The organism is Pseudomonas sp. EB271-G4-1, from assembly GCF_058791355.1.
In genome coordinates, this window is the sequence record NZ_JBYTEO010000013.1 from 12,378 (window position 1) to 31,482 (window position 19,105).

21 protein-coding genes and 1 pseudogene are annotated in these 19,105 nt (G+C 60.3%); 13 read left to right on the forward strand and 9 right to left on the reverse strand.

Features of this window, described 5'->3' with window-relative positions; all coding sequences use genetic code 11:
- Nucleotides 1–120 precede the first annotated feature (120 nt).
- The 4 genes from AC3WWR_RS08875 to AC3WWR_RS08890 all read left to right on the forward strand — a co-directional run bounded on the left by AC3WWR_RS08875 (nt 121) and on the right by AC3WWR_RS08890 (nt 3,674).
- Nucleotides 121–1,062: a fatty acid desaturase gene (locus AC3WWR_RS08875; RefSeq protein WP_033044458.1), complete on the forward strand. Its 942-nt coding sequence runs from the start codon at nt 121–123 to the stop codon at nt 1,060–1,062.
- Between the two features lie 138 nt (nt 1,063–1,200).
- Entirely contained in the window at nt 1,201–1,989 is a 789-nt protein-coding gene (locus AC3WWR_RS08880; RefSeq protein ID WP_033044457.1) for a phosphate/phosphite/phosphonate ABC transporter substrate-binding protein, read from the forward strand.
- Nucleotides 1,990–2,106: 117 nt separating this feature from the next.
- Complete coding sequence (locus AC3WWR_RS08885; RefSeq protein WP_033044456.1) at nt 2,107–2,652, forward strand: sigma-70 family RNA polymerase sigma factor; 546 nt, start codon at nt 2,107–2,109, stop codon at nt 2,650–2,652.
- Complete coding sequence (locus AC3WWR_RS08890; RefSeq protein WP_033044455.1) at nt 2,649–3,674, forward strand: ABC transporter substrate-binding protein; 1,026 nt, start codon at nt 2,649–2,651, stop codon at nt 3,672–3,674. The genes AC3WWR_RS08885 and AC3WWR_RS08890 overlap by 4 nt, the downstream gene beginning before the upstream one ends.
- On the opposite strand, the gene osmE is transcribed toward AC3WWR_RS08890, so the two are convergent.
- On the reverse strand, nt 3,668–4,021 hold the full coding sequence (gene osmE, locus AC3WWR_RS08895; protein ID WP_020801380.1) for an osmotically-inducible lipoprotein OsmE: 354 nt from the start codon (nt 4,019–4,021) through the stop codon (nt 3,668–3,670). The two genes, AC3WWR_RS08890 and osmE, sit on opposite strands and share 7 nt — an antisense overlap.
- Before the next feature lie 13 nt (nt 4,022–4,034).
- On the reverse strand, nt 4,035–4,274 hold the full coding sequence (locus tag AC3WWR_RS08900; RefSeq protein ID WP_033044454.1) for a hypothetical protein: 240 nt from the start codon (nt 4,272–4,274) through the stop codon (nt 4,035–4,037).
- Between the two features lie 169 nt (nt 4,275–4,443).
- On the opposite strand from AC3WWR_RS08900, the gene AC3WWR_RS08905 reads away from it, so the two are divergent.
- Nucleotides 4,444–4,662, forward strand: a complete 219-nt coding sequence (locus AC3WWR_RS08905) for a hypothetical protein (RefSeq protein WP_033044453.1) — start codon at nt 4,444–4,446, stop codon at nt 4,660–4,662.
- A gap of 72 nt (nt 4,663–4,734) precedes the next feature.
- Nucleotides 4,735–5,073: a hypothetical protein gene (locus AC3WWR_RS08910; protein WP_033044452.1), complete on the forward strand. Its 339-nt coding sequence runs from the start codon at nt 4,735–4,737 to the stop codon at nt 5,071–5,073.
- A gap of 3 nt (nt 5,074–5,076) precedes the next feature.
- On the opposite strand, the gene AC3WWR_RS08915 is transcribed toward AC3WWR_RS08910, so the two are convergent.
- A complete protein-coding gene (locus AC3WWR_RS08915) occupies nt 5,077–5,640 on the reverse strand; it encodes an RrF2 family transcriptional regulator (protein ID WP_033044451.1) in 564 nt (187 codons plus the stop codon).
- 300 nt (nt 5,641–5,940) lie between these two features.
- On the opposite strand from AC3WWR_RS08915, the gene AC3WWR_RS08920 reads away from it, so the two are divergent.
- A complete protein-coding gene (locus AC3WWR_RS08920; RefSeq protein WP_151142668.1) occupies nt 5,941–7,143 on the forward strand; it encodes an NAD(P)/FAD-dependent oxidoreductase in 1,203 nt (400 codons plus the stop codon).
- 186 nt (nt 7,144–7,329) lie between these two features.
- Nucleotides 7,330–7,473: pseudogene (locus AC3WWR_RS08925) on the forward strand (IS110 family transposase); the annotation flags it as partial.
- Between the two features lie 127 nt (nt 7,474–7,600).
- Here AC3WWR_RS08925 and AC3WWR_RS08930 read toward each other — a convergent pair.
- Nucleotides 7,601–8,200: a helix-turn-helix domain-containing protein gene (locus AC3WWR_RS08930; RefSeq protein ID WP_020801132.1), complete on the reverse strand. Its 600-nt coding sequence runs from the start codon at nt 8,198–8,200 to the stop codon at nt 7,601–7,603.
- Nucleotides 8,201–8,466: 266 nt separating this feature from the next.
- Between AC3WWR_RS08930 and glnT the strand changes: the two genes are divergently transcribed.
- The 5 genes from glnT to AC3WWR_RS08955 all read left to right on the forward strand — a co-directional run bounded on the left by glnT (nt 8,467) and on the right by AC3WWR_RS08955 (nt 14,274).
- Nucleotides 8,467–9,801: a type III glutamate--ammonia ligase gene (gene glnT / locus AC3WWR_RS08935; RefSeq protein WP_020801133.1), complete on the forward strand. Its 1,335-nt coding sequence runs from the start codon at nt 8,467–8,469 to the stop codon at nt 9,799–9,801.
- Between the two features lie 77 nt (nt 9,802–9,878).
- The gene (locus tag AC3WWR_RS08940) at nt 9,879–10,784 is read left to right on the forward strand and encodes a class II glutamine amidotransferase (protein WP_020801134.1); all 906 of its coding nucleotides are present in this window, start codon (nt 9,879–9,881) and stop codon (nt 10,782–10,784) included.
- An 11-nt stretch (nt 10,785–10,795) separates the two neighbouring features.
- On the forward strand, nt 10,796–11,479 hold the full coding sequence (locus tag AC3WWR_RS08945) for a GltB/FmdC/FwdC-like GXGXG domain-containing protein (RefSeq protein WP_020801135.1): 684 nt from the start codon (nt 10,796–10,798) through the stop codon (nt 11,477–11,479).
- Nucleotides 11,480–11,499: 20 nt separating this feature from the next.
- Entirely contained in the window at nt 11,500–12,822 is a 1,323-nt protein-coding gene (locus AC3WWR_RS08950; protein ID WP_020801136.1) for an FMN-binding glutamate synthase family protein, read from the forward strand.
- A gap of 126 nt (nt 12,823–12,948) precedes the next feature.
- Nucleotides 12,949–14,274 carry an ammonium transporter gene (locus tag AC3WWR_RS08955; protein WP_020801137.1) on the forward strand — a complete coding sequence of 442 codons (1,326 nt, stop codon included), beginning with the start codon at nt 12,949–12,951 and terminating at the stop codon, nt 14,272–14,274.
- 117 nt (nt 14,275–14,391) lie between these two features.
- Here AC3WWR_RS08955 and folD read toward each other — a convergent pair whose 3' ends face one another.
- From folD to AC3WWR_RS08980, 5 genes are all read right to left on the reverse strand, one after another.
- The gene (gene folD / locus AC3WWR_RS08960) at nt 14,392–15,297 is read right to left on the reverse strand and encodes a bifunctional methylenetetrahydrofolate dehydrogenase/methenyltetrahydrofolate cyclohydrolase FolD (RefSeq protein WP_020801138.1); all 906 of its coding nucleotides are present in this window, start codon (nt 15,295–15,297) and stop codon (nt 14,392–14,394) included.
- 222 nt (nt 15,298–15,519) lie between these two features.
- Entirely contained in the window at nt 15,520–16,881 is a 1,362-nt protein-coding gene (locus AC3WWR_RS08965; protein WP_033044484.1) for a purine-cytosine permease family protein, read from the reverse strand.
- A gap of 5 nt (nt 16,882–16,886) precedes the next feature.
- Nucleotides 16,887–17,564: a cysteine hydrolase family protein gene (locus AC3WWR_RS08970; protein ID WP_020801140.1), complete on the reverse strand. Its 678-nt coding sequence runs from the start codon at nt 17,562–17,564 to the stop codon at nt 16,887–16,889.
- Nucleotides 17,565–17,656: 92 nt separating this feature from the next.
- A complete protein-coding gene (locus AC3WWR_RS08975; RefSeq protein ID WP_020801141.1) occupies nt 17,657–17,812 on the reverse strand; it encodes a hypothetical protein in 156 nt (51 codons plus the stop codon).
- A gap of 132 nt (nt 17,813–17,944) precedes the next feature.
- Nucleotides 17,945–18,988, reverse strand: a complete 1,044-nt coding sequence (locus tag AC3WWR_RS08980) for an LLM class flavin-dependent oxidoreductase (RefSeq protein WP_020801142.1) — start codon at nt 18,986–18,988, stop codon at nt 17,945–17,947.
- Nucleotides 18,989–19,105: the final 117 nt, after the last annotated feature.

The following is a 19,105-nucleotide window of genomic DNA, read 5'->3' on the forward strand; positions in this document are numbered from 1 at the left end:
GGAACGATCACAAGCGCGTTGGCCCATCGCTCCTACGGTCGGTTCGACAATCAAAATAATCTGCAAGAAAACCCGACGCCGTTGCACAGAAGGGGATTGGTCCCCGATCTGAGCAACGCCATGCCCCATTACTTCGATAGCGCCCACCGTGTAGAAATCGAAACCTTGCGCCAACGCCTGATCGCTCGCACCGAGTGGCCGACGTGGTTGCTGCTGTTCGGCGTGTACGCTGGCTGGTTCGCCATCGTACTGGGCAGTGGTGGGTTGGGCCTGTGGTGGAGCACATTGTTGTTGATCCCGTTACTGGTGCTCTGGTTGTCGGTGCAGCACGAATTGCTTCATGGCCATCCCACCCGCTGGGCAGCGCTGAACAAGATCCTCGGCTACGCGCCGTTCGCCGTCTGGTACCCCTACACCCTGTATCGCGACAGCCATTTGTTGCATCACCGCGACGAAGACCTGACCCTGCCTGGCCGCGATCCTGAAAGCCGTTACCTGAGCGCTGCGCAATGGCAGGGCAGTTCACTGTTCGAACGAGGCCTGCACTGGCTGAACAAAACCGTGTTGGGTCGTTTTGTCCTTGGGGCTCCATTGGCCTTATTGGCGTTGGCACGGGAGGAGGTGCAGCGCCTGAAGACCGGTGAGCACCAGGCCTGGTCGATGTGGCTCAGCCACGGCACGGTGACCCTGCTGATGCTGTCGTTTATTGGCCGCTACAGTGTGCTGCCGGTCTGGCATTACCTGTTGCTGGTCAGCGTGCCGGCGCTATCGATTGCGATGATCCGCTCCTACTATGAACACCGACCCCATGCCGAGCCCGAGCAAAGGACAGTCATCAATGAGGCCGCCTGGCCGTGGCGCTGGCTGTTCCTGAACCTCAACCTGCACCTGGTGCATCACGACTTGCCGGGGCTGGCCTGGTACGACTTGCCCCGCGCTTACCACGCGCGTCGCGAGCAATGGCTGGCGCGCAGCGGCGGGTTCCTGGTGCAGGGTTATGGCCAGTTATGGCGTCGGCACGGGGTAAAGGCCATCGATAGCCCGCGGCATCCGTTCCACTGATTGCGAATGAGGTACCCTGTGGGAGCGCGCCTGTTCGCGAAAGCGCTGCGTCAGGCAACATCAGTGTTGAGTGTGCTGGCCTCTTCGCGAGCAGGCTCGCTCCCACTATTGGAATTACGATGCATGGGAAGTTTTTCGATGACACGGCAACTCGCTGAATTACTGATGTACGTCGCCCCCGAACCGGTGCGCCAGGCCAACGAGCGTTGGCTGAGCCGCATCCTCGAGCGATTGGGGGCCACGCGCCGCAGTGCCGAAGGGCTTTCGCTGATGGACCTGTGGCTGTCCCCGCACTTGCTGCTGACGCAGACCTGCGGCTATCCGTTGATGACGGCATTGCGCGGTCGGGTGCGAATCATCGGGCGTCCTCGTTATGAGCTGCCGGACGCCAGTGGCGGCAATCATTGCAGCCTGTTGCTGGGTCGCGCCGATGATCCACGGCGCAGCTTGCCGGCCTTTCGTGACAGCCGCGGTGTGATCAATGGCGAAGACTCCAACAGCGGCATGAACCTGCTGCGTCACCGACTGGCGCCGCTGCATCAAGACGGGCGTTTTTTTGCAGATGTCGGTATCAGCGGCAGCCACCGCGAAAGCCTGCGATGGTTGCGTGAGGGTAAAGCGGACCTGGCGGCCATCGACAGCGTGACCTTTGCCTACCTGGCGCGACATGCCAAAGAAGAAGTGGCCGGCCTGCGGATCGTCGATCGCAGTGCATTCAGTCCGACATTGCCGTTCATCACCGCGACCACCGTCACCGAACAACAGGCTGGGCACATTCGGCAGGTGATGAACCAGGCGTTGCAGGAGCCTGGCGTCGCTGAAATCCTTGGTTTGCAAGCGATCCTGCCCGCTACCGATAGCGACTATCAAATCGTTCTCGACTACCAGAGAGAGGCCGAGGATCTGGGATTCGGACGATTGCGGTGAAATTCCTTTATGGAATATAAAAATTCTTTTTAAGTATTATTAATGAATAAGGCTCCTTGTTAGGATCGCCGCACCGGATCACCGGACATTCAGCGACCCCTGACCTTTGGAGCCTCTATGTCCGGCACCGACCTTTCCCATCTTGACCACGTGGGCGGATTATTCCGCGCGCATTACGCTTGGCTCTGCGCACGGCTGCGCCGGTATCTGGGGGCCAGCCCCAGCGTCGAAGACATCGCTGCCGAGTCCTTTCTACAGCTACTCGAATCGCCGGGACTGACCCCGATCCGCGAACCTCGCGCCTTGCTCACCACCATTGCCCATCGGTTGATCTTTCAGCTCTGGCGCCGTCGCGATCTGGAACGCCAGCACCTAGAACAGGTGCAACACGTGGATCAGCAACAAGAAGCACTCTCGCCCGAAGGGCAGGTGCAATTGATCCAGGCGTTACAGGGCATCGAGCGCACGCTTGAACGCTTGCCGGGCAAGGTTCGGGCCACCTTCCTGATGTCGCGGATCGACGGCCTGACCTACCCGCAAATTGCCGCCCGCCTGGGCATTTCCCAACGCTCGGTCAGCGACTACATGACTCGCTCCCAAGCCCAGTGTAACCGGCACAGCGCCAACCAACCCTTGAATGCCCTGACCCGGAGGTCCGCATGAGATCGTTCAAAACCCTGCTCGGCAGTTCACTGCTGGCCCTGAGCCTTATCTCGGCCCAGGTTCCCGCGGCGGACAAAAACGTCCCGATTCACTTTGGTGACATCACCTGGGAAAGCGGCAGCCTCATCACCGAAATCCTTCGAGTGATCGTCGAGAAAGGTTACGGCTACCCGACAGATACCTTGCCGGGCAGCACTGTCAGCCTCGAAGCGGCCTTGGCCAGGAACGATATCCAGGTGATCGGCGAAGAGTGGGCCGGGCGCAGTCCGGCGTGGGTCAAGGCCGCGTCCGAAGGCAAAGTGTTCGGCCTGGGCGACACGGTCAAGGGCGCCACCGAAGGTTGGTGGGTACCGGAATACGTGATCAAGGGCGACCCAGAACGGGGTATCAAGCCCCTGGCCCCGGAACTGAAATCCGTCGCCGACCTGGCCCGCTACAAGGACGTGTTCCGCGACCCGGAAGACCCCAGTCGTGGACGCTTCCTCAACAGCCCAACCGGCTGGACATCGGAGATCGTCAACAGTCAGAAACTCAAGGCCTATGACTTGGCCGACAGCTTCGTCAACTTCCGCACAGGGTCGGGTGCGGCACTGGATGCCGAGGTGGCTTCCTCGATCCGTCGGGGCAAACCGGTGCTGTTCTACTACTGGTCGCCGACGCCGCTGTTGGGGCGTTTCAAGCTGGTGAAACTCGACGAGCCGGCGTTCGACGCCGAAGCCTGGAAGACCCTGGCCGACGCCAACAACCCGCATCCAAAGGGCACACGGTCGATGCCGGCCAGCCTGGCGATTGGTGTGTCCGCGCCTTTCAAGGCGCAGTATCCGGACCTGGTGGCGTTCTTCGAGAAGGTCGACCTGCCAGTTGATCTGCTCAACCATACCCTGGGCCAGATGAGCGAAAAGCGCCTGCAACCGCGTCAGGTGGCAGAAGCTTTCCTGCGTGACCAGCCGCAGATCTGGAAGGGTTGGGTACCGGGGGAAGTGGCTGATCGAGTCACTGTGCAATTGTTAGCGGCTCAATAGCCTCCACCGCCGCTGCTGCGGGACGGTTCCCTGGCCTTTTGCTGCGCATGGCTCCATTCGGCACAGGTCATGAAGCTTTTATGATCGACCTTGCCCTGGCCATCGAAGCTGACGTTGTACCGTTGCTGATGACCTGGCTGGCTCAGGTTGTAGTCGAAACAGGTGCCGGGCTCGACCGTACGGTCGGAGATCGACAGGGGTGGGCCGCCGATTTGCTCGACTTGCTCCTTGCTCATGCCTGTCTCGACCTTCGCCACCAGCGGCTGATCCCGATAGACATGGGAATCGGTGCTGCAGCCCGCCAGCACCGTGATCAGTGTGGCAAGCGTGTAGACGGACCTGTTCACGGCCTGACTCCCGCTAAACAGCCTTGTTTCGACTGATGATCTTGGCTTTCACTTCTTCGGCATAGCCTGACAGGCGTTGTTCATCGCCCTGGAACAGATCGCACAGCCGCTTCACGGCTTCCGCATCGACATCGTTCCCCGTCAGGCGCAATTGTTCGGCGATGCGCAACAGCTCCACCGCCGACCATCTCAGGTCCGATGCAAGCCCTTGCAGGTCACGCCGAAGCGCTTGTTCATGTTCGTTGAGCCACATGATGATCTCCCGTAACGTTGTGCTACGAAATTTTAGACCCATTCGCGCGGAGCGGCGTTGTGTTCGTCTGATGCCAAAGGGCTTCCATTGGTCGGGAAATTTGCGCGTTTCGCAAAATCCGCTGTCGTAGTGAAGTGCCGACATTTTACCAGGGCAGGGTCCGTTCAAAATGACGACAACCGATGACTTCAGGGCGCATGCCCGGGAACTGAAAGCCGACTTGGATGCGGCCACCAGTGAAATGATGAAACTCATCTCCGAGCACCAGTTCAGCGGGCCGGAATGGGAGCGGGTCAGTCAATGGCAACACGAAGCCTTCGAACGATGGACAAGCTTTTTGAACGAGCGCTCCTACCCGGACAGCGGCAATCACAGCATCAGCCCCTGAGGCTCGATGCAACAAAATGGCTGTTAGCGCGGCAACAGGCTACATTTTATTTTTTCAGGTTAAGGACGCTTCATGAGTCGAATGTTGATGGGGGGAGTGGTGATGGCGTTGTTGGCGGGATGTTCGTTGCCTGCATCCCTGGTGCCGGGAGAGCCGAACTACAACAAGCCGAGCGATAAGATACCCAAGGAGTTAGCGGCGTGCGTATTGCCGGCCTGGCAAAAGGAGATCCCCAAGACAACCCAGACATCGATATCCAACGGCTACAGGATCACCGCACCGAGCATCATAACGGCCGATGAAGTGCTGGATATCGTGAAGTACAAGGACGGCAGCCGGGTCTCGCTGTACCAGGGGCCGCCCTGGGCAAAGTCAGGCGCGATGCGCCAGGCTGTGCGCGACTGCCTGTAGGGATCAGCCTTTGATCTCGGTGACCTGGATCAGTTGATTGGCCTGGGCACCGGCGGTGCCTTTCTTTTCCCTGCGCTCACTCATCCAGCTGTCGACCTGCGCATTGAACTGCGCAGGCGCCTTACGCCCGACCTTTCTGGCGATGTCCAGGATGGTCTGCTGGGCGAGGGCTTCCTCCATGCGCTTCTGCGCAATCAGCATGGCGCCATGCACTGAGCAAGGGCCGTCCAGCGCCCACGCGGGAACCTCGCCCTCGAACAACGCGCAGCGACCGCGAATTTCCCGGCATTCGAAAATGGCCTTGCGCCCGTCGATCGCATTGACGATGTCCAGCAGGCTGATCTCATCGGCCGGCCGCGCCAGCTTGAATCCCCCACGCACGCCTTCGGTGGCGACCACCAGTTTTGCCTTGGCCAGTTTGGTGAAGATTTTCGCCAGGTAGTCCAGTGGCACCCCTTGCAGCTCTGCCAGGTCACGCACGCTCGCCTCGCGGGTCTCACCACCATTGCCCACCAGGAATATCAGGCAATGAATGCCGTACTCGACGCCCGCGCTGTAAAGAGACATAGCGATCTCCGACTAATGTTGTCGTAAATATTAGCAGTTGACCCTGAGCGAGGCAACGATCTGGAATTTTTCTCCAGGTCCTGGAAAGCCCCTCAAGAACGCGGATTTGGCGTGGTGTGACAAGTCTATCGATGGCATCGATTCGAACCATTGAGAAAAACAGCTTGCTCGAATTAACTACGATCAATAAAGTCGTAGTTGTGAGGTCGGGAGCGGAAGACGCTTTCAGCAGGGAGCGGGTGCCGACCTCCAGACCCCTTAACCCAATTCACTGCCTGGTTTTTTCCCCTGGAGTTAAAAATGAAACAACGCATCCTGGTAATTGGCGCAGGTTTCGGTGGCATGTGGAGCGCCTTGAGCGCCACCCGCCTGTTCGATATCCACGGTCACAATGACGTTGACGTAACGGTGCTGGCGCCCCAGGCCGAACTGCGCGTACGTCCACGCTTCTACGAGCCGAACGCCCACCAGCTGGCGGCTCCCATCGGCGAGCTGTTCGATGCGGTGGGCGTCAAGTTCATCAAGGGGGCTGCCGAGACCATCGACGTCGAGCAAAAGCGCGTGGGCTACATCGATGCCCAGGGCGAAAAACAGGTCTGCATCTACGACAAACTCGTTCTGGCCACTGGCAGCCGTCTCGCACTGCCTGACACCCCGGGTGTGGCCGAATATGCGTTCGACGTCGATCAGATCGAACAGGCCATACGCCTGGAAGCCCACCTCAAATCCCTGGTCAACCAGCCGCAGAGTCAGGCACGCAACACGGTCGTGGTGGCTGGCGGTGGCTTCACCGGCATCGAAACGGCCACTGAAATGCCGACCCGTTTGCGCGACATCCTGGGTGAGGGTGCGGACATCAACGTGATCATCGTCGATCGCGGTGACAAGGTAGGCGGCTCCATGGGCCCGGAAATCGCCGAGAAAATTGCCGAAGCCAGCGAGGAAACCGGGGTGAAATGGCAGCTCAAGGCTTCGGTTGTCGCTGTCGATGAAAACGGCGTGACCTTGTCCGACGGCCGGCGCATCGACGCCAAAACGGTCATCTGGACCACCGGCGTGCGTGCCAGCTCGCTGACCGAGCAGATCCCTGCCGAACGCGACCACCTTGGCCGCCTGCACGTCGACGCGCACCTGCAAGTCATTGGTCAGCCAGACATCTTCGCCACCGGCGACGTGGCCTATGCGGCCAGCGATGACATCGGCAACCATGCGCTGATGACCTGCCAGCACGCCATTGTGCTGGGCCGTCATGCCGGCAATAACGTTGCCGCGCAGATCCTCGGTGTGGACCCGACGCCGTACAGCCAGCCCAAATATGTGACTTGCCTGGACTTGGGGGCTTGGGGGGCGGTCTACACCGAAGGTTGGGATCGTCAGGTCAAGCTGACGCGCCAAGAAGGCAAGTCGTTGAAGACGCAGATCAACACGGTGTGGATTTATCCGCCGGCGGCTGATCGAAAAAGCGCTTGGGCGGCGGCGGATCCGTTGATTCCGATTGCCTGAATGGTGTGAGGTTGTGCGATTCAATAAATCCTGCCCGGAGCATTCCGGGCGGGATTTTTTTGCAGTCGCACATGTTAAGACTTGTAGGCGCCAGCGGTGCGGCGATCCGCCTTGCCGGCGCGGCTGTATTCGATCCACTGTGGGAGCTGGCCTGTCGGGCCGCCGCATCGCAGCGAAGGCGGCCTGAGAGCACTCGCTTTCAAGTGGATCAGAATCGTCTATAGGTGCTGGAAAACCAGCACCTACTATGACGAAAAGGCTTACTTGCAGGCTTTGACGGGGCGTGGATCCACGTTGGTAGAGGCGCCGATGGAGGTAGTCTCAGGTTGACGGACAGGCTCAGGGCGTGAAGGGGCGGGTGGATCTAGAGCCAAAGCAACAGCAACAGCAACAGCAACAGCAACAGCAACAGCCAAAGCGAGGCGGGTGACCGGTTTGATTTTGGATGTGGCTTAAATCACTCTTTGTCGCTGCCGTAGTTCATGATCGACAACATCCGGATCGGCACCTGCACCAACGCCTCAGGGCCATGGGGAATTTCGCCCTCGAAGGTCAGGCTGTCCCCAGCCTCCATGCGATACAGCTGATTGCCGTGGCGATAAATCAGCTCGCCTTCAAGCAAATGCAAAAACTCGGTGCCGGGGTGGGAGAAGGTTGGAAATTCTTCGCTGGCGTCATCCATGCTCACCATGTAGGCCTCGAAACTCTTCTTGGGCCCACGAGTGTGGTTAAGCAAATGGTAGGTGTGGCCTTTCTCTGTTCCCCGGCGCACCACCTCCATGCCCTGGTCGGCCTTGACCAAGAGTGCGCTGCCGTCCTGCTGGTCGTACTCACTGAACAATTTCGATAGCGGCAAGCCCAGCACGTCACACAGGCGGCTGAGGGTGTCGAGGCTGGTGGAGACCTGGGCGTTTTCGATCTTGCTCAGCATGCCCTGGCTGATATCGGCGATTTTCGCCACATCGGACAATTTCAGGTCCTGGGCCTGGCGCTGGCGCTTGATCTGCAAGCCCAGGTATTGCTCGAGCTTGAGGCGAGGGGCGGTTTCGGTTGGCATAGTCGTCTGCACACTTTCCGTTCAGTAATATTAGTTTCGCACTGAGAAAGTGCAAGTTGCGTCGTCCGCAACACATCCATCAGCCAATATTCCCATGGGGAAAAGATTTTTCCCATATAAACAGCACAACAGGGTTTATCACGCACCCGTCGCGAATCTGGCAAGGGCCTTGCATTCCTATTGGGAAACAAACTTTCTTTTCAGGAATAAATGGAAAGTCAGGGCCAACCCACTAGAGATTTGCCTTTCGCGAGGAGTGACGAGCAATGTTGCCAGCAGAAACCCAGCGCATCATCGACAAGCACGGCATCAAGTACGTGCTTGCGCAGTTTGTCGATATCCATGGTGCGGCCAAGACCAAGTCGGTGCCGATCTGTGGGCTCAAGACGGTGGCCGAAGAGGGCGCCGGTTTTGCCGGGTTCGCGATCAGTGGCATGGGCATGGAGCCCCACGGTCCGGACTTCATGGCCCGCGGCGACCTGGCCACACTGACGCCCGTGCCCTGGCAGCCGGGGTATGGCCGGGTAGTGTGCGTCGGGCATGTCGATGGCAAACCGCATCCCTATGACAGCCGTTATGTATTGCAGCAGCAGATCCGGCGGCTGGAGGACAAGGGCTGGACCCTCAACACCGGTCTGGAGCCGGAGTTCAACCTGATGCGCCGCGACGAACAGGGCAAGTTGCAGCTGGTCGACCTGAGCGACAACCTGGACAAGCCTTGCTACGACTACAAGGGCCTGTCGCGCTCCCGAGTGTTCCTTGAACGCTTGACCGAGGCCTTGCAGGCAGTGGATTTCGAGGTCTATCAAATCGATCACGAAGACGCCAACGGCCAGTTCGAGATCAACTACACCTACAGCGATGCCATGACCTCGGCGGATCGCTTCACCTTCTTTCGCATGGCCGCCGGCGAGATCGCCAATGACCTGGGCATGATCTGTTCATTCATGCCCAAGCCCGACCCGAAGCGCGCCGGCAACGGCATGCACTTTCACCTGTCGATCAGCAGCGCCGAGAACAGGAATCTGTTCCACGACGCCAGCGACCCGAGCGGCATGGGCCTGTCGAAAATGGCCTATCACTTCGCTGCCGGTCTACTTGCCCATGGCCCGGCGCTGTGTGCCTTCGCCGCGCCCACGGTCAACTCCTACAAGCGTCTGGTGGTGGGCAATTCGTTGTCCGGCGCTACCTGGGCGCCGGCGTTCATTGCCTTCGGCGCCAATAACCGTTCGGCAATGGTCCGGGTGCCTTACGGCCGCCTGGAATTTCGCTTGCCGGATGCCGGCTGCAACCCCTATCTGGTCAGCGCCGCGATCATCGCGGCGGGCCTGGACGGCATCGACCGCCAATTGGAAATCGACCACGTCTGCAACGAAAACCTCTACAGCCTGAGCCTTGCGCAGATCGCCGCGCGCGGCATCAAGACCTTGCCGCAATCGCTCAAGGAAGCCTGCGATGCGCTGGAGGCCGACCCGTTGTTCGCCGAAGTGCTGGGCCCGCAGATCGTGGGCGAGTTCATCAAGCTCAAGCGCATGGAGTGGGTGGAGTACAGCCGCCATGTGAGTGACTGGGAAGTCGCGCGCTACACCGAATTTTTCTAAGCGCTAGCAGACGCGCAAAAACGAACCATCTCGCAGCTTGAAACTTGCGGCTGCCGAACGTAGTGAGGACTGTTGTCATGTGTGGAATCGTAGGTCTTTACCTGAAAAACCCGCAGCTGGAATCCCGGCTGGGCCAACTGTTCGAGCCGATGTTGCAGGCTATGACCGACCGTGGCCCGGACAGCGCCGGCTTCGCCATTTATGGCGATGAAGTGGCGGCTGGCTGGGTCAAGCTGACCCTGCAGGCAACCCACGAAAGCTTCGATTGGCCGGCCCTGATGGGCGATCTGGAAGGTCGTCTCGGCTGCTCGCTGGACTGGTTCCAGAACGCCAGCGCCGCGGTATTGAAAATCCACGCAGAAGAAACTCCGGTGCGTCTGGCCCTCGCCGAACTGGCGCCGGGCGTGCGCATCATGAGCGCCGGGCAGAGCATCGAGATCCTCAAGGGCATGGGCTTGCCCCAAGAGATTTCCCAGCGCTTTGGCCTGGCCGGCATGCAGGGTAGCCACATCATCGGCCACACCCGCATGGCCACCGAAAGCGCGGTGACCCTGGAAGGCAGCCACCCGTTTTCCACCGGTGCCGACCTGTGCCTGGTGCACAACGGCTCGCTGTCCAACCACTTCCGCCTGCGCCAGGAACTCAAGCGTGAAGGCATCCAGTTCGAAACCGACAACGACACCGAAGTGGCCGCCGGTTATCTGACCTGGCGCCTGCAGCAGGGCGATTCGTTGAAAGAGGCACTGGACCATGCACTGGAGGACCTCGACGGTTTCTTCACCTTCGCCATTGGTACTCGCAACGGCTTTGCGGTGATCCGCGACCCGATTGCCTGCAAGCCGGCGATCCTCGCCGAGACCGACGACTACGTCGCCATGGCCTCGGAATACCAGGCGTTGTCGAGCCTTCCGGGCATTGAGAACGCCAGGATCTGGGAGCCGGCACCGGCCACCTTGTACATCTGGGAACGCGAGTCAGCTTAAGGAGCGCACACATGAAAACCATCGATCTTTCCATTGCCAGCGTGCGCGACCTCAATCAGGCGTTGCATGACCAGGTGCACAACGTAGAAGACCTTGAGTGGGTGGTGACCCATGCCAACGGTAAGCACAACCTCGCCGTCGGGGTGAACCAGGCCGTGTCCATCGATATCCAGGGACACGCCGGTTATTACTGCGCGGGCATGAACCAGCAAGCGAGCATCACCGTGCACGGCAACGCCGGTGTGGGTGTCGCGGAAAACATGATGTCAGGCGTGGTGCGGATCAAGGGCAGCGCGTCGCAGGCCGCCGGCGCCACCGCCCATGGCGGGTTGCTGGTGATCGAAGGCGATGCCGGGGCCCGCTGCGGGATTTCCATGAAAGGCATCGACATCGTGGTCGGCGGCAGCATTGGCCACATGAGCTGTTTCATGGGACAGGCCGGGCGTTTGGTCGTCTGCGGCGATGCCGGTGATGCGCTGGGCGATTCGCTGTATGAAACGCACATTTACGTGAAGGGCAAGGTCGCGTCGCTGGGGTCGGACTGCATCGAGAAAGAGATGCGTGCCGAACACCTGGAAGAACTGCAAGTGCTGCTCAAGCGCGCCGGTTTCGAGCACAAGGCAGCCGACTTCAAGCGCTATGGCTCGGCCCGTCAGTTGTACAACTTCAAAGTCGATAACGCGTCCGCGTACTGATCCACGCGAGGAAAACAGATATGAATGAGAAAACCCCTCCAGTGCTGCGCGAGTCCGCGACTTTCGACCGCCTGACCATCCAGGAAATCCAGCGCGCCGCCGAGACCGGCATCTATGACATTCGCGGCGGTGGTACCAAGCGCAAGGTCCCGCACTTCGATGACTTGCTCCTGCTCGGCGCCAGCGTGTCGCGCTACCCGCTGGAAGGCTATCGGGAAAAGTGCGGCACCGATGTGATCCTCGGCAACCGCTTCGCCAAGAAACCGATCCACCTGAAGATCCCGGTGACCATCGCCGGCATGAGCTTCGGTGCGCTGTCGGCCAATGCCAAGGAAGCCCTGGGCCGTGGTGCGACCATCGCTGGTACCAGCACCACTACCGGTGATGGCGGCATGACCCCGGAGGAGCGCGGGCAGTCGCAGCATCTGGTCTATCAGTACCTGCCATCGCGCTACGGCATGAACCCGGATGACCTGCGCAAGGCGGACGCCATCGAAATCGTCCTGGGGCAGGGTGCCAAACCCGGTGGCGGCGGCATGTTGCTGGGCATGAAAGTCACCGAGCGCGTGGCCGGCATGCGCACCTTGCCGATCGGTGTCGACCAGCGCAGCGCCTGCCGTCATCCGGACTGGACCGGCCCGGATGACCTGGCGATCAAGATCGCCGAGATCCGCGAAATCACCGATTGGGAGAAGCCGATCTACGTCAAGATCGGCGCCAGTCGCCCGTACTACGACGTCAAGCTGGCGGTGAAGGCCGGGGCCGACGTGATCGTGCTCGACGGCATGCAGGGCGGCACGGCGGCGACCCAGGAAGTGTTCATCGAGCACGTTGGGATTCCGATTTTGCCGGCCATCCCGCAAGCGGTACAGGCTTTGCAAGAGATGGGCATGCATCGCAAGGTCCAACTGATCGTTTCGGGAGGGATTCGCAACGGTGCCGACGTGGCCAAGGCCATGGCGCTGGGCGCGGACGCGGTGGCCATTGGCACGGCGGCCCTGATTGCGCTGGGCGACAACCACCCGCGGCTGGATGAAGAACTGCACAAGATTGGTTCAGCCGCAGGCTTTTATGACGACTGGCAGAACGGCCGTGACCCGGCAGGGATCACCACTCAGGACCCGGAGCTGTCCAAGCGCCTGGACCCGGTGGAAGGTGGTCGCCGCCTGGCCAATTACCTGCGGGTGCTGGTGCTGGAAGCCCAGACCATGGCCCGGGCGTGCGGCAAGTCGCACCTGCATAACCTGGACCCGGAGGATCTGGTGGCGTTGACGGTGGAGTCGGCGGCCATGGCGCGGGTGCCGCTGGCGGGGACAAGCTGGATCCCGGGTTCCGGTTTCTGAGGTTGATTTGGATCGTTCCCACGCAGGAGCGTGGGAACGATCAGATTAGGGGGCCCGCCAAGAGGCTCACGCGCCAACACTTGCTCGCTGCCGACACTTCCCATTTCCATTGCAGGAGCTTTGAACATGGTCAATCGTCTTCTCGGCAAATCCCTTGTTGGCTTATTGGCGAGTGGTGCGCTGGTGCCCTTGGCGCAAGCTGCCGATGCGCCCACGTTGAACACCGGCAGCACGGCCTGGATGGTGATGGCGGCGGTATTGGTGCTGTTCATGTGCTTGCCCGGTCTCGCCCTGTTCTATGGCGGCCTGGTGCGGGCGAAAAACATGTTGTCGTTGTTCACCCAGTGTTTCGGCATCGCAGGGCTGGTGGGCGTGTTGTGGGTGATTTATGGCTACAGCATGGTGGTCGACACCACGGGCATGGTCGAGGGCGAGGTGTCCTTCAACAGTTTTGTCGGCGGCATGAGCCGTGCCTTCCTTTCCGGAATGACTCCGCAAAGCCTGGTCGGGGAGATTCCGGAAGGGGTGTTCGTGACCTTCCAGATGACCTTTGCCATCATCACCCCGGCGCTGATTGCCGGTGCCTTCGCCGAACGCATGAAATTCTCCGCGGCGCTGTTGTTCATGGCGCTGTGGTTCACCCTGGTGTACGCCCCGGTGGCGCACATGGTCTGGGGTGGTGCGGGGGCCTTGATGCATAACTGGGGAGTCCTCGATTTTGCCGGTGGCACCGCGGTGCACATCAATGCCGGTGTCGCCGCGCTGGCCGCCTGCCTGATCCTGGGTAAGCGCAAGGGCTATGAAAATACCCCGATGCCTGCGCACAACCTGAGCCTGACCATGGCCGGTGCAGCGATGCTCTGGGTCGGCTGGTTTGGCTTTAACATCGGTTCCGGTGGCGGCCTCAGTGGTACGTCCGGCATCGTCATGCTCAATACCCAGCTGGGAGCGTGCGCCGGGATTCTTGGCTGGATGTTCACCGAGTGGTTCAAGGTCGGCAAGCCGAGTGCACTGGGCCTGGCCAGTGGTGCCCTGGCCGGTCTGGTGGGGATTACGCCGGCGTGTGCCTATGTGGGCGTGGGCGGCGCCCTGGCCATCGGTTTGTTATGCGGGGTGTTTTGCTACTTGAGCGTCACCGTGCTCAAGCGCCGCTTCGGTTATGACGACAGCCTCGACGTGTTCGGCCTTCACGGCATCGGCGGGATGATCGGCGCAGTGTTGACCGGTGTGTTTTGCGTGCCGTCCCTGGGCGGGCTGGTGGAAGGCGTGAGCATGGGCGGGCAGGTGCTGGCGCAGATCAAGGGTGTAGCGCTGACGACGGTGTATTGCTTCGTCATCAGCTGGATCATTCTTAAAGTGGTGAATGTCGTGGTCGGCCTGCGAGCCGATGAGTCGGTGGAGGAGTTGGGCCTGGATCTGGGCGAGCACAATGAGCGGGCCTACAACCACTGATCGACAGTGATCTACCTCTTCCTGTAGGAGCGAGCCTGCTCGCGATGGTCGTTAACGATAACGCGTGTTGTCTGGGTACACGCGGCGCCCTTGAGACCATCGCGAGCAGGCTCGCTCCTACAGTGGCATCGAGTGGCGAGTACGGACCCCACGCTGCAACTGGCTGGCAACCAGGGTGTTTTTCAGCAGATAAGCAATGGTCATCGGCCCGACACCACCCGGCACCGGCGTGATTGCGCTGGCGACAGTGCGCGCACTGGCGTAATCGACATCGCCGACCAGTCGAGTGCCCGATGCGGTGGTGATGCGATTAATCCCCACATCAATCACCACCGCCCCGGGCTTGAGCCAGCTGGCGTCAATCATCTGTGGGCGACCCACCGCGACCACCACGATGTCCGCCATCCGGCACAATGTCGGCGCATCGACGCTGCGCGAGTGCACCACGCTGACCGAGCAATCGGCCTGCAACAACAGCGTCGCCATGGGTTTGCCGACAATGTTCGAACGGCCGATGACGACTGCATGCAGGCCACTCAAGTCACCGCAGGTTTCCTGCAGCAGCCGCATGCAGCCGCTGGGTGTGCAGGGTGTCAATACTTCGATCCCTTGAACCAGTCCACCGACGTTTTCCCGATGAAAACCATCCACGTCCTTGATCGGGTCAATGGCATGAATCACCGCCGCTTCATCGATGTGGGCCGGCAGGGGTAATTGCACCAGGATGCCGTTCACCGTGACGTCGGCGTTCAACTGCGCGATCAGTTGCAGCACGTCGTTCTGGCTGGCGATTTCCGGCAGGCGGTACTCCAGTGAACGGATGCCGACTTCCTTGGCCCGCAGCAGTTTGTTGCGCACATACACCTCGCTGGCCGGGTCTTCACCGACAAGCAATACGGCCAGGGCGGGGTAGATCTGTTGGCGGGCCAGGACCTGAACCTCTTCTCGAACCTCGTCGAGAACCTTGGCAGAGATTGCTTTGCCGTCGATATCGCGGGCCAGTGCGGGGTTGGTGCTGGTCAAGGTAGGTCACCGTTGTCTGGATTGAGTGAAGGTATAGCGATCATCAAGGTGTCGTCGCGCCCCGATGATTGATCAGGGACGTGCAGGCAAGGATGCTCAGGCTACCAGTTGATGGCAGCCATGCACCACCCGTACACCGCAGGATTCAGTGTGCTGACCAATGTCCGGGGCCAGGGCACGACGCCGGGCATGGCATCCGGCGTCGTGGTCTTCAGGGATGGGTCAGGACAGTTCGCCGATTCGCTCGGCCCGCTTGCCGAGTTTCATCAGCCAGTAATAACTCAAGGCCGGCACCAGCAAGCCCACCAGCCAGGCCAGGTCGACACCGTCGAGGGCTGTGGCGACCGGACCGACGTAAAGGGTGGTATTCATGAACGGAATCTCCAAGGCAATCGCCAGGACGAAACTGCCGCAGGCGATCCAGTTGACCCGTCCATAAATCCCGTTGAGGTCGAAGATGTCATCGATCCGGTACTCACCCTTGCGCAGGCAATAGAAGTCCACCAGATTGATCGCCGTCCAAGGAATCAGGAAGTAGCTCATGAAGAAAATGAAGTTGAGGAAGAAGGTGATGAAGTCGTCCTGACTGATGGTGCACAGTCCGGTCGCTATGACGCTGATCACCAGCATGAACAGGCCGCGTACCCGTGGCGTCACCTTCAAGCGCGCGAAGGGTTCGATCACCGTGATGGTCGACATGAACGCCCCGTACAGGTTGAACACGTTGATCGACACCTGGCCATAGACGATGAAGGCGAATAGCAGGATCGCGCCGCTGCCAAACAGCCCGGCAACATGGCCTCCGACATTACTGGAGAAGTCGCCGATCCCGACGCTCAGGATCGCCCCGAGAATCATCATCCAGGCACCGCCGCTGACCGTGCCGGCGTAGCTGTACCAGAACACCTGTGCGGCGCTCGCGCGGCTTGGCAGGTAGCGAGAATAGTCGGCGACGTAAGGCGCGTAGGACAGCTGCCAGGTCACGGCAATGCTCACCGCCACCAGGAACTTCGACAGCGAGAAGCCCGTCGGCAGCCATTGTTCGGCCGGGATCGTCAGTTGCAAGGCGAGCAACGTGGCGGCGGCGAACACTAGCAGCGAGAGGATCGACAGCAGCTTCTGCAAACGGTGAATCAATCGATAGCCATACAGCGCAACCACGAAACACAAGGCGCCGATCAGGTAGATGTTGCCGCTTGCCGGCAACGGGCTGGCCGACTCAAGCGCCTGCGCCGCAAGCAGGGTGTTGCTGACGAAGAACCCCAGGTAGATCAGCATCACGAACAGCAGCGGCAACACCGCCCCGAGTACGCCGAACTGCGCACGGCTCTGGATCATCTGCGGGATGCCCAGCTTTGGCCCCTGGGCGGAATGGGAGGCCATGAAAATCGCCCCCAGCAGCGAGCCGACGACGATTGCCAGGGCGCTCCAGAACAGGTTGAGCCCCATCACTACCGGCAGTACCCCGGAGGCGATGGTGGTGATGTTCATGTTGGCGCCGAACCAGATGAAGAACAGCGACCCTGGCCGGCCATGGCGTTCGGCTTCGGGAATGAAATCGATGCTTCTTTTTTCGACTTGCATGGCGATTACTCCTGAGTCCGCACGAGGTGGTTTTGCAGCCGGGCGATGGTGCCTGGCAGCTCATGGGGCTGGTGGGCGAACAGGTCCGGGTGCTCGGGATTGAGGCTCAAGTAGTCGAGGTTTTGCAGGGCGCGCCGGCATTCACTGCTGGTGAGGATTTCCAGGGAGTAGACCCAGTTGACCATGATCAACAGGGCCGAGTAGTGCCCGGCCAAGGTGGTCGTGGTGCAGGCGTCGCTGACCAGGCGAGTGTGATAACCCAGGGCGAACGCATCGAACACCGTGGTCAGCACGCAGACATCGGTGAGCACGCCGCTGATGATCAGGGTGTCGACGTCCAGCGCCTTGAGCCGGGCATCCAGGTCGGTACGGTGGAAGGCGCTGTAGCGGCCTTTGTCGATAATGGCTTCATCAGGCCGCGGGGCCAGGCGCTCGATGATCTCTACCTGGCGGGTGCCAGCGCGGTAGCCGCTCGGACCGCCATCGCACGCACGGGGTTCGCCGCGTGGCAAGTCGTTGCCATCGGCTTGATTGATGTGGCGGGTGTAGAGGATCGGGACCCGCTGCTGGCGGGCGGTATCGAGAAGATAGGCCGTATTGGCCACCACCTTGTCGAAGTGTTCGAGGACGAAACCGTCCTCCTGTTGCATGTCGATGATCAACAGAGCGTTGTTATTGTTCATGGGGCAAACCTGATCATGAGCCGAAGCACAATGCACGGTGCATACCGCGCAATGAAGCGGTATGGCGTGCGTGACTTTCTATTTGGGCAGGCTCAGTAAACGGGTTGCCAGAAGCCGTTCTGCTTGGCGGAAACACTGGCGGGCAGGCGCTTCAAATGGATATGCGAAGCGGTCCATTCGCCGCGCAGGTAAGCCTGCGCGGCGCCGGAGGGAAGGGGGAGTGACCGGAGATGACCATTATTGAGCATGGAAATCGAACCTGGACATCATTCAACAATCCTTGTGGGAGCGAGCCTGCTCGCGAAGAGGGTTTCACATCCAACATCAATGTCGACTGTCAGATCGCTTCGCGAGCAGGCTCGCTCCCACAGGGGGTGGGCTCAGCGGAACGCTGGCACTACGTGCTTGATAAACAGTTCCAGGGATTTCTTCTTCTCGGCATGCGGCAGGCTGTTGTCGCACCAGAAGCTGAACTCGTCGACGCCCAGCTCCTGGTAGTACTTGATGCGCGGGATGATTTCTTCCGGGGTGCCGATCATCGCGGTCTTGTGCAAGCTCTCCAGTTCGAACTCTGGACGGCCGGCGAATTTCTCTTCCGGACTCGGTGCCAGGAAGCCGTTGACCGGGGTTTCCTTGTTGCCGAACCAGGCATCGAATGTGCGGTAGAACTTGGCGATCGCCTTGGCCCCGACCTTCCAGCCTTCGGGATTGTCGACCGAATGCACGTGGGTATGGCGCAGCACCATCAATTGTGGGCGCGGCACGTCCGGGTTGTTGTCCAGGGCGGTCTGGAATTTGTTCTTCAGGTCCAGGACTTCTTCGTCGCCTTTCATCAGCGGCGTGACCATCACGTTGCAGCCGTTGGCGACGGCGAAGTTGTGCGAGTCCGGGTCACGGGCGGCGATCCACATCGGCGGGTTCGGTTTCTGGATCGGCTTGGGCACGCTGGTGGAAGTCGGGAACTTCCAGATGTCGCCGTCATGGGCGTAGTCGCCTTGCCACAGGGCTCGAACCACCGGGACCATTTCGCGCAATGCCTGGCCACCAGAGGAAGCTGGCATGCCGCCGGCCATACGGTCGAATTCAACCTGGTAAGCACCACGGGCCAGGCCCACTTCCATGCGACCGTTGCTGATGACATCGAGCAGTGCGCATTCGCCGGCGACCCGGATGGGGTGCCAGAACGGCGCGATGATGGTGCCGGCGCCAAGATGAATGGTGGTGGTCTTGCCAGCCAGGTACGCCAGCAGTGGCATCGGGCTTGGCGAAATGGTGTATTCCATGGCGTGGTGTTCACCGATCCATACGGTGCTGAAACCACCGGCTTCGGCCATCAGCGTCAATTCGGTCAGGTCTTCGAACAACTGGCGGTGGCTGACGCTTTCGTCCCAACGTTCCATGTGTACGAACAGGGAAAATTTCATGACGCTACCTCGAATCTCTTGTGGTCGACCCGTCGACTGCGGGGCTGTTGATTATTGGTATACCATAATACGGTTATACTGCAAAATCTATCAGATCAAAAGATCGCAGCCTTCGGC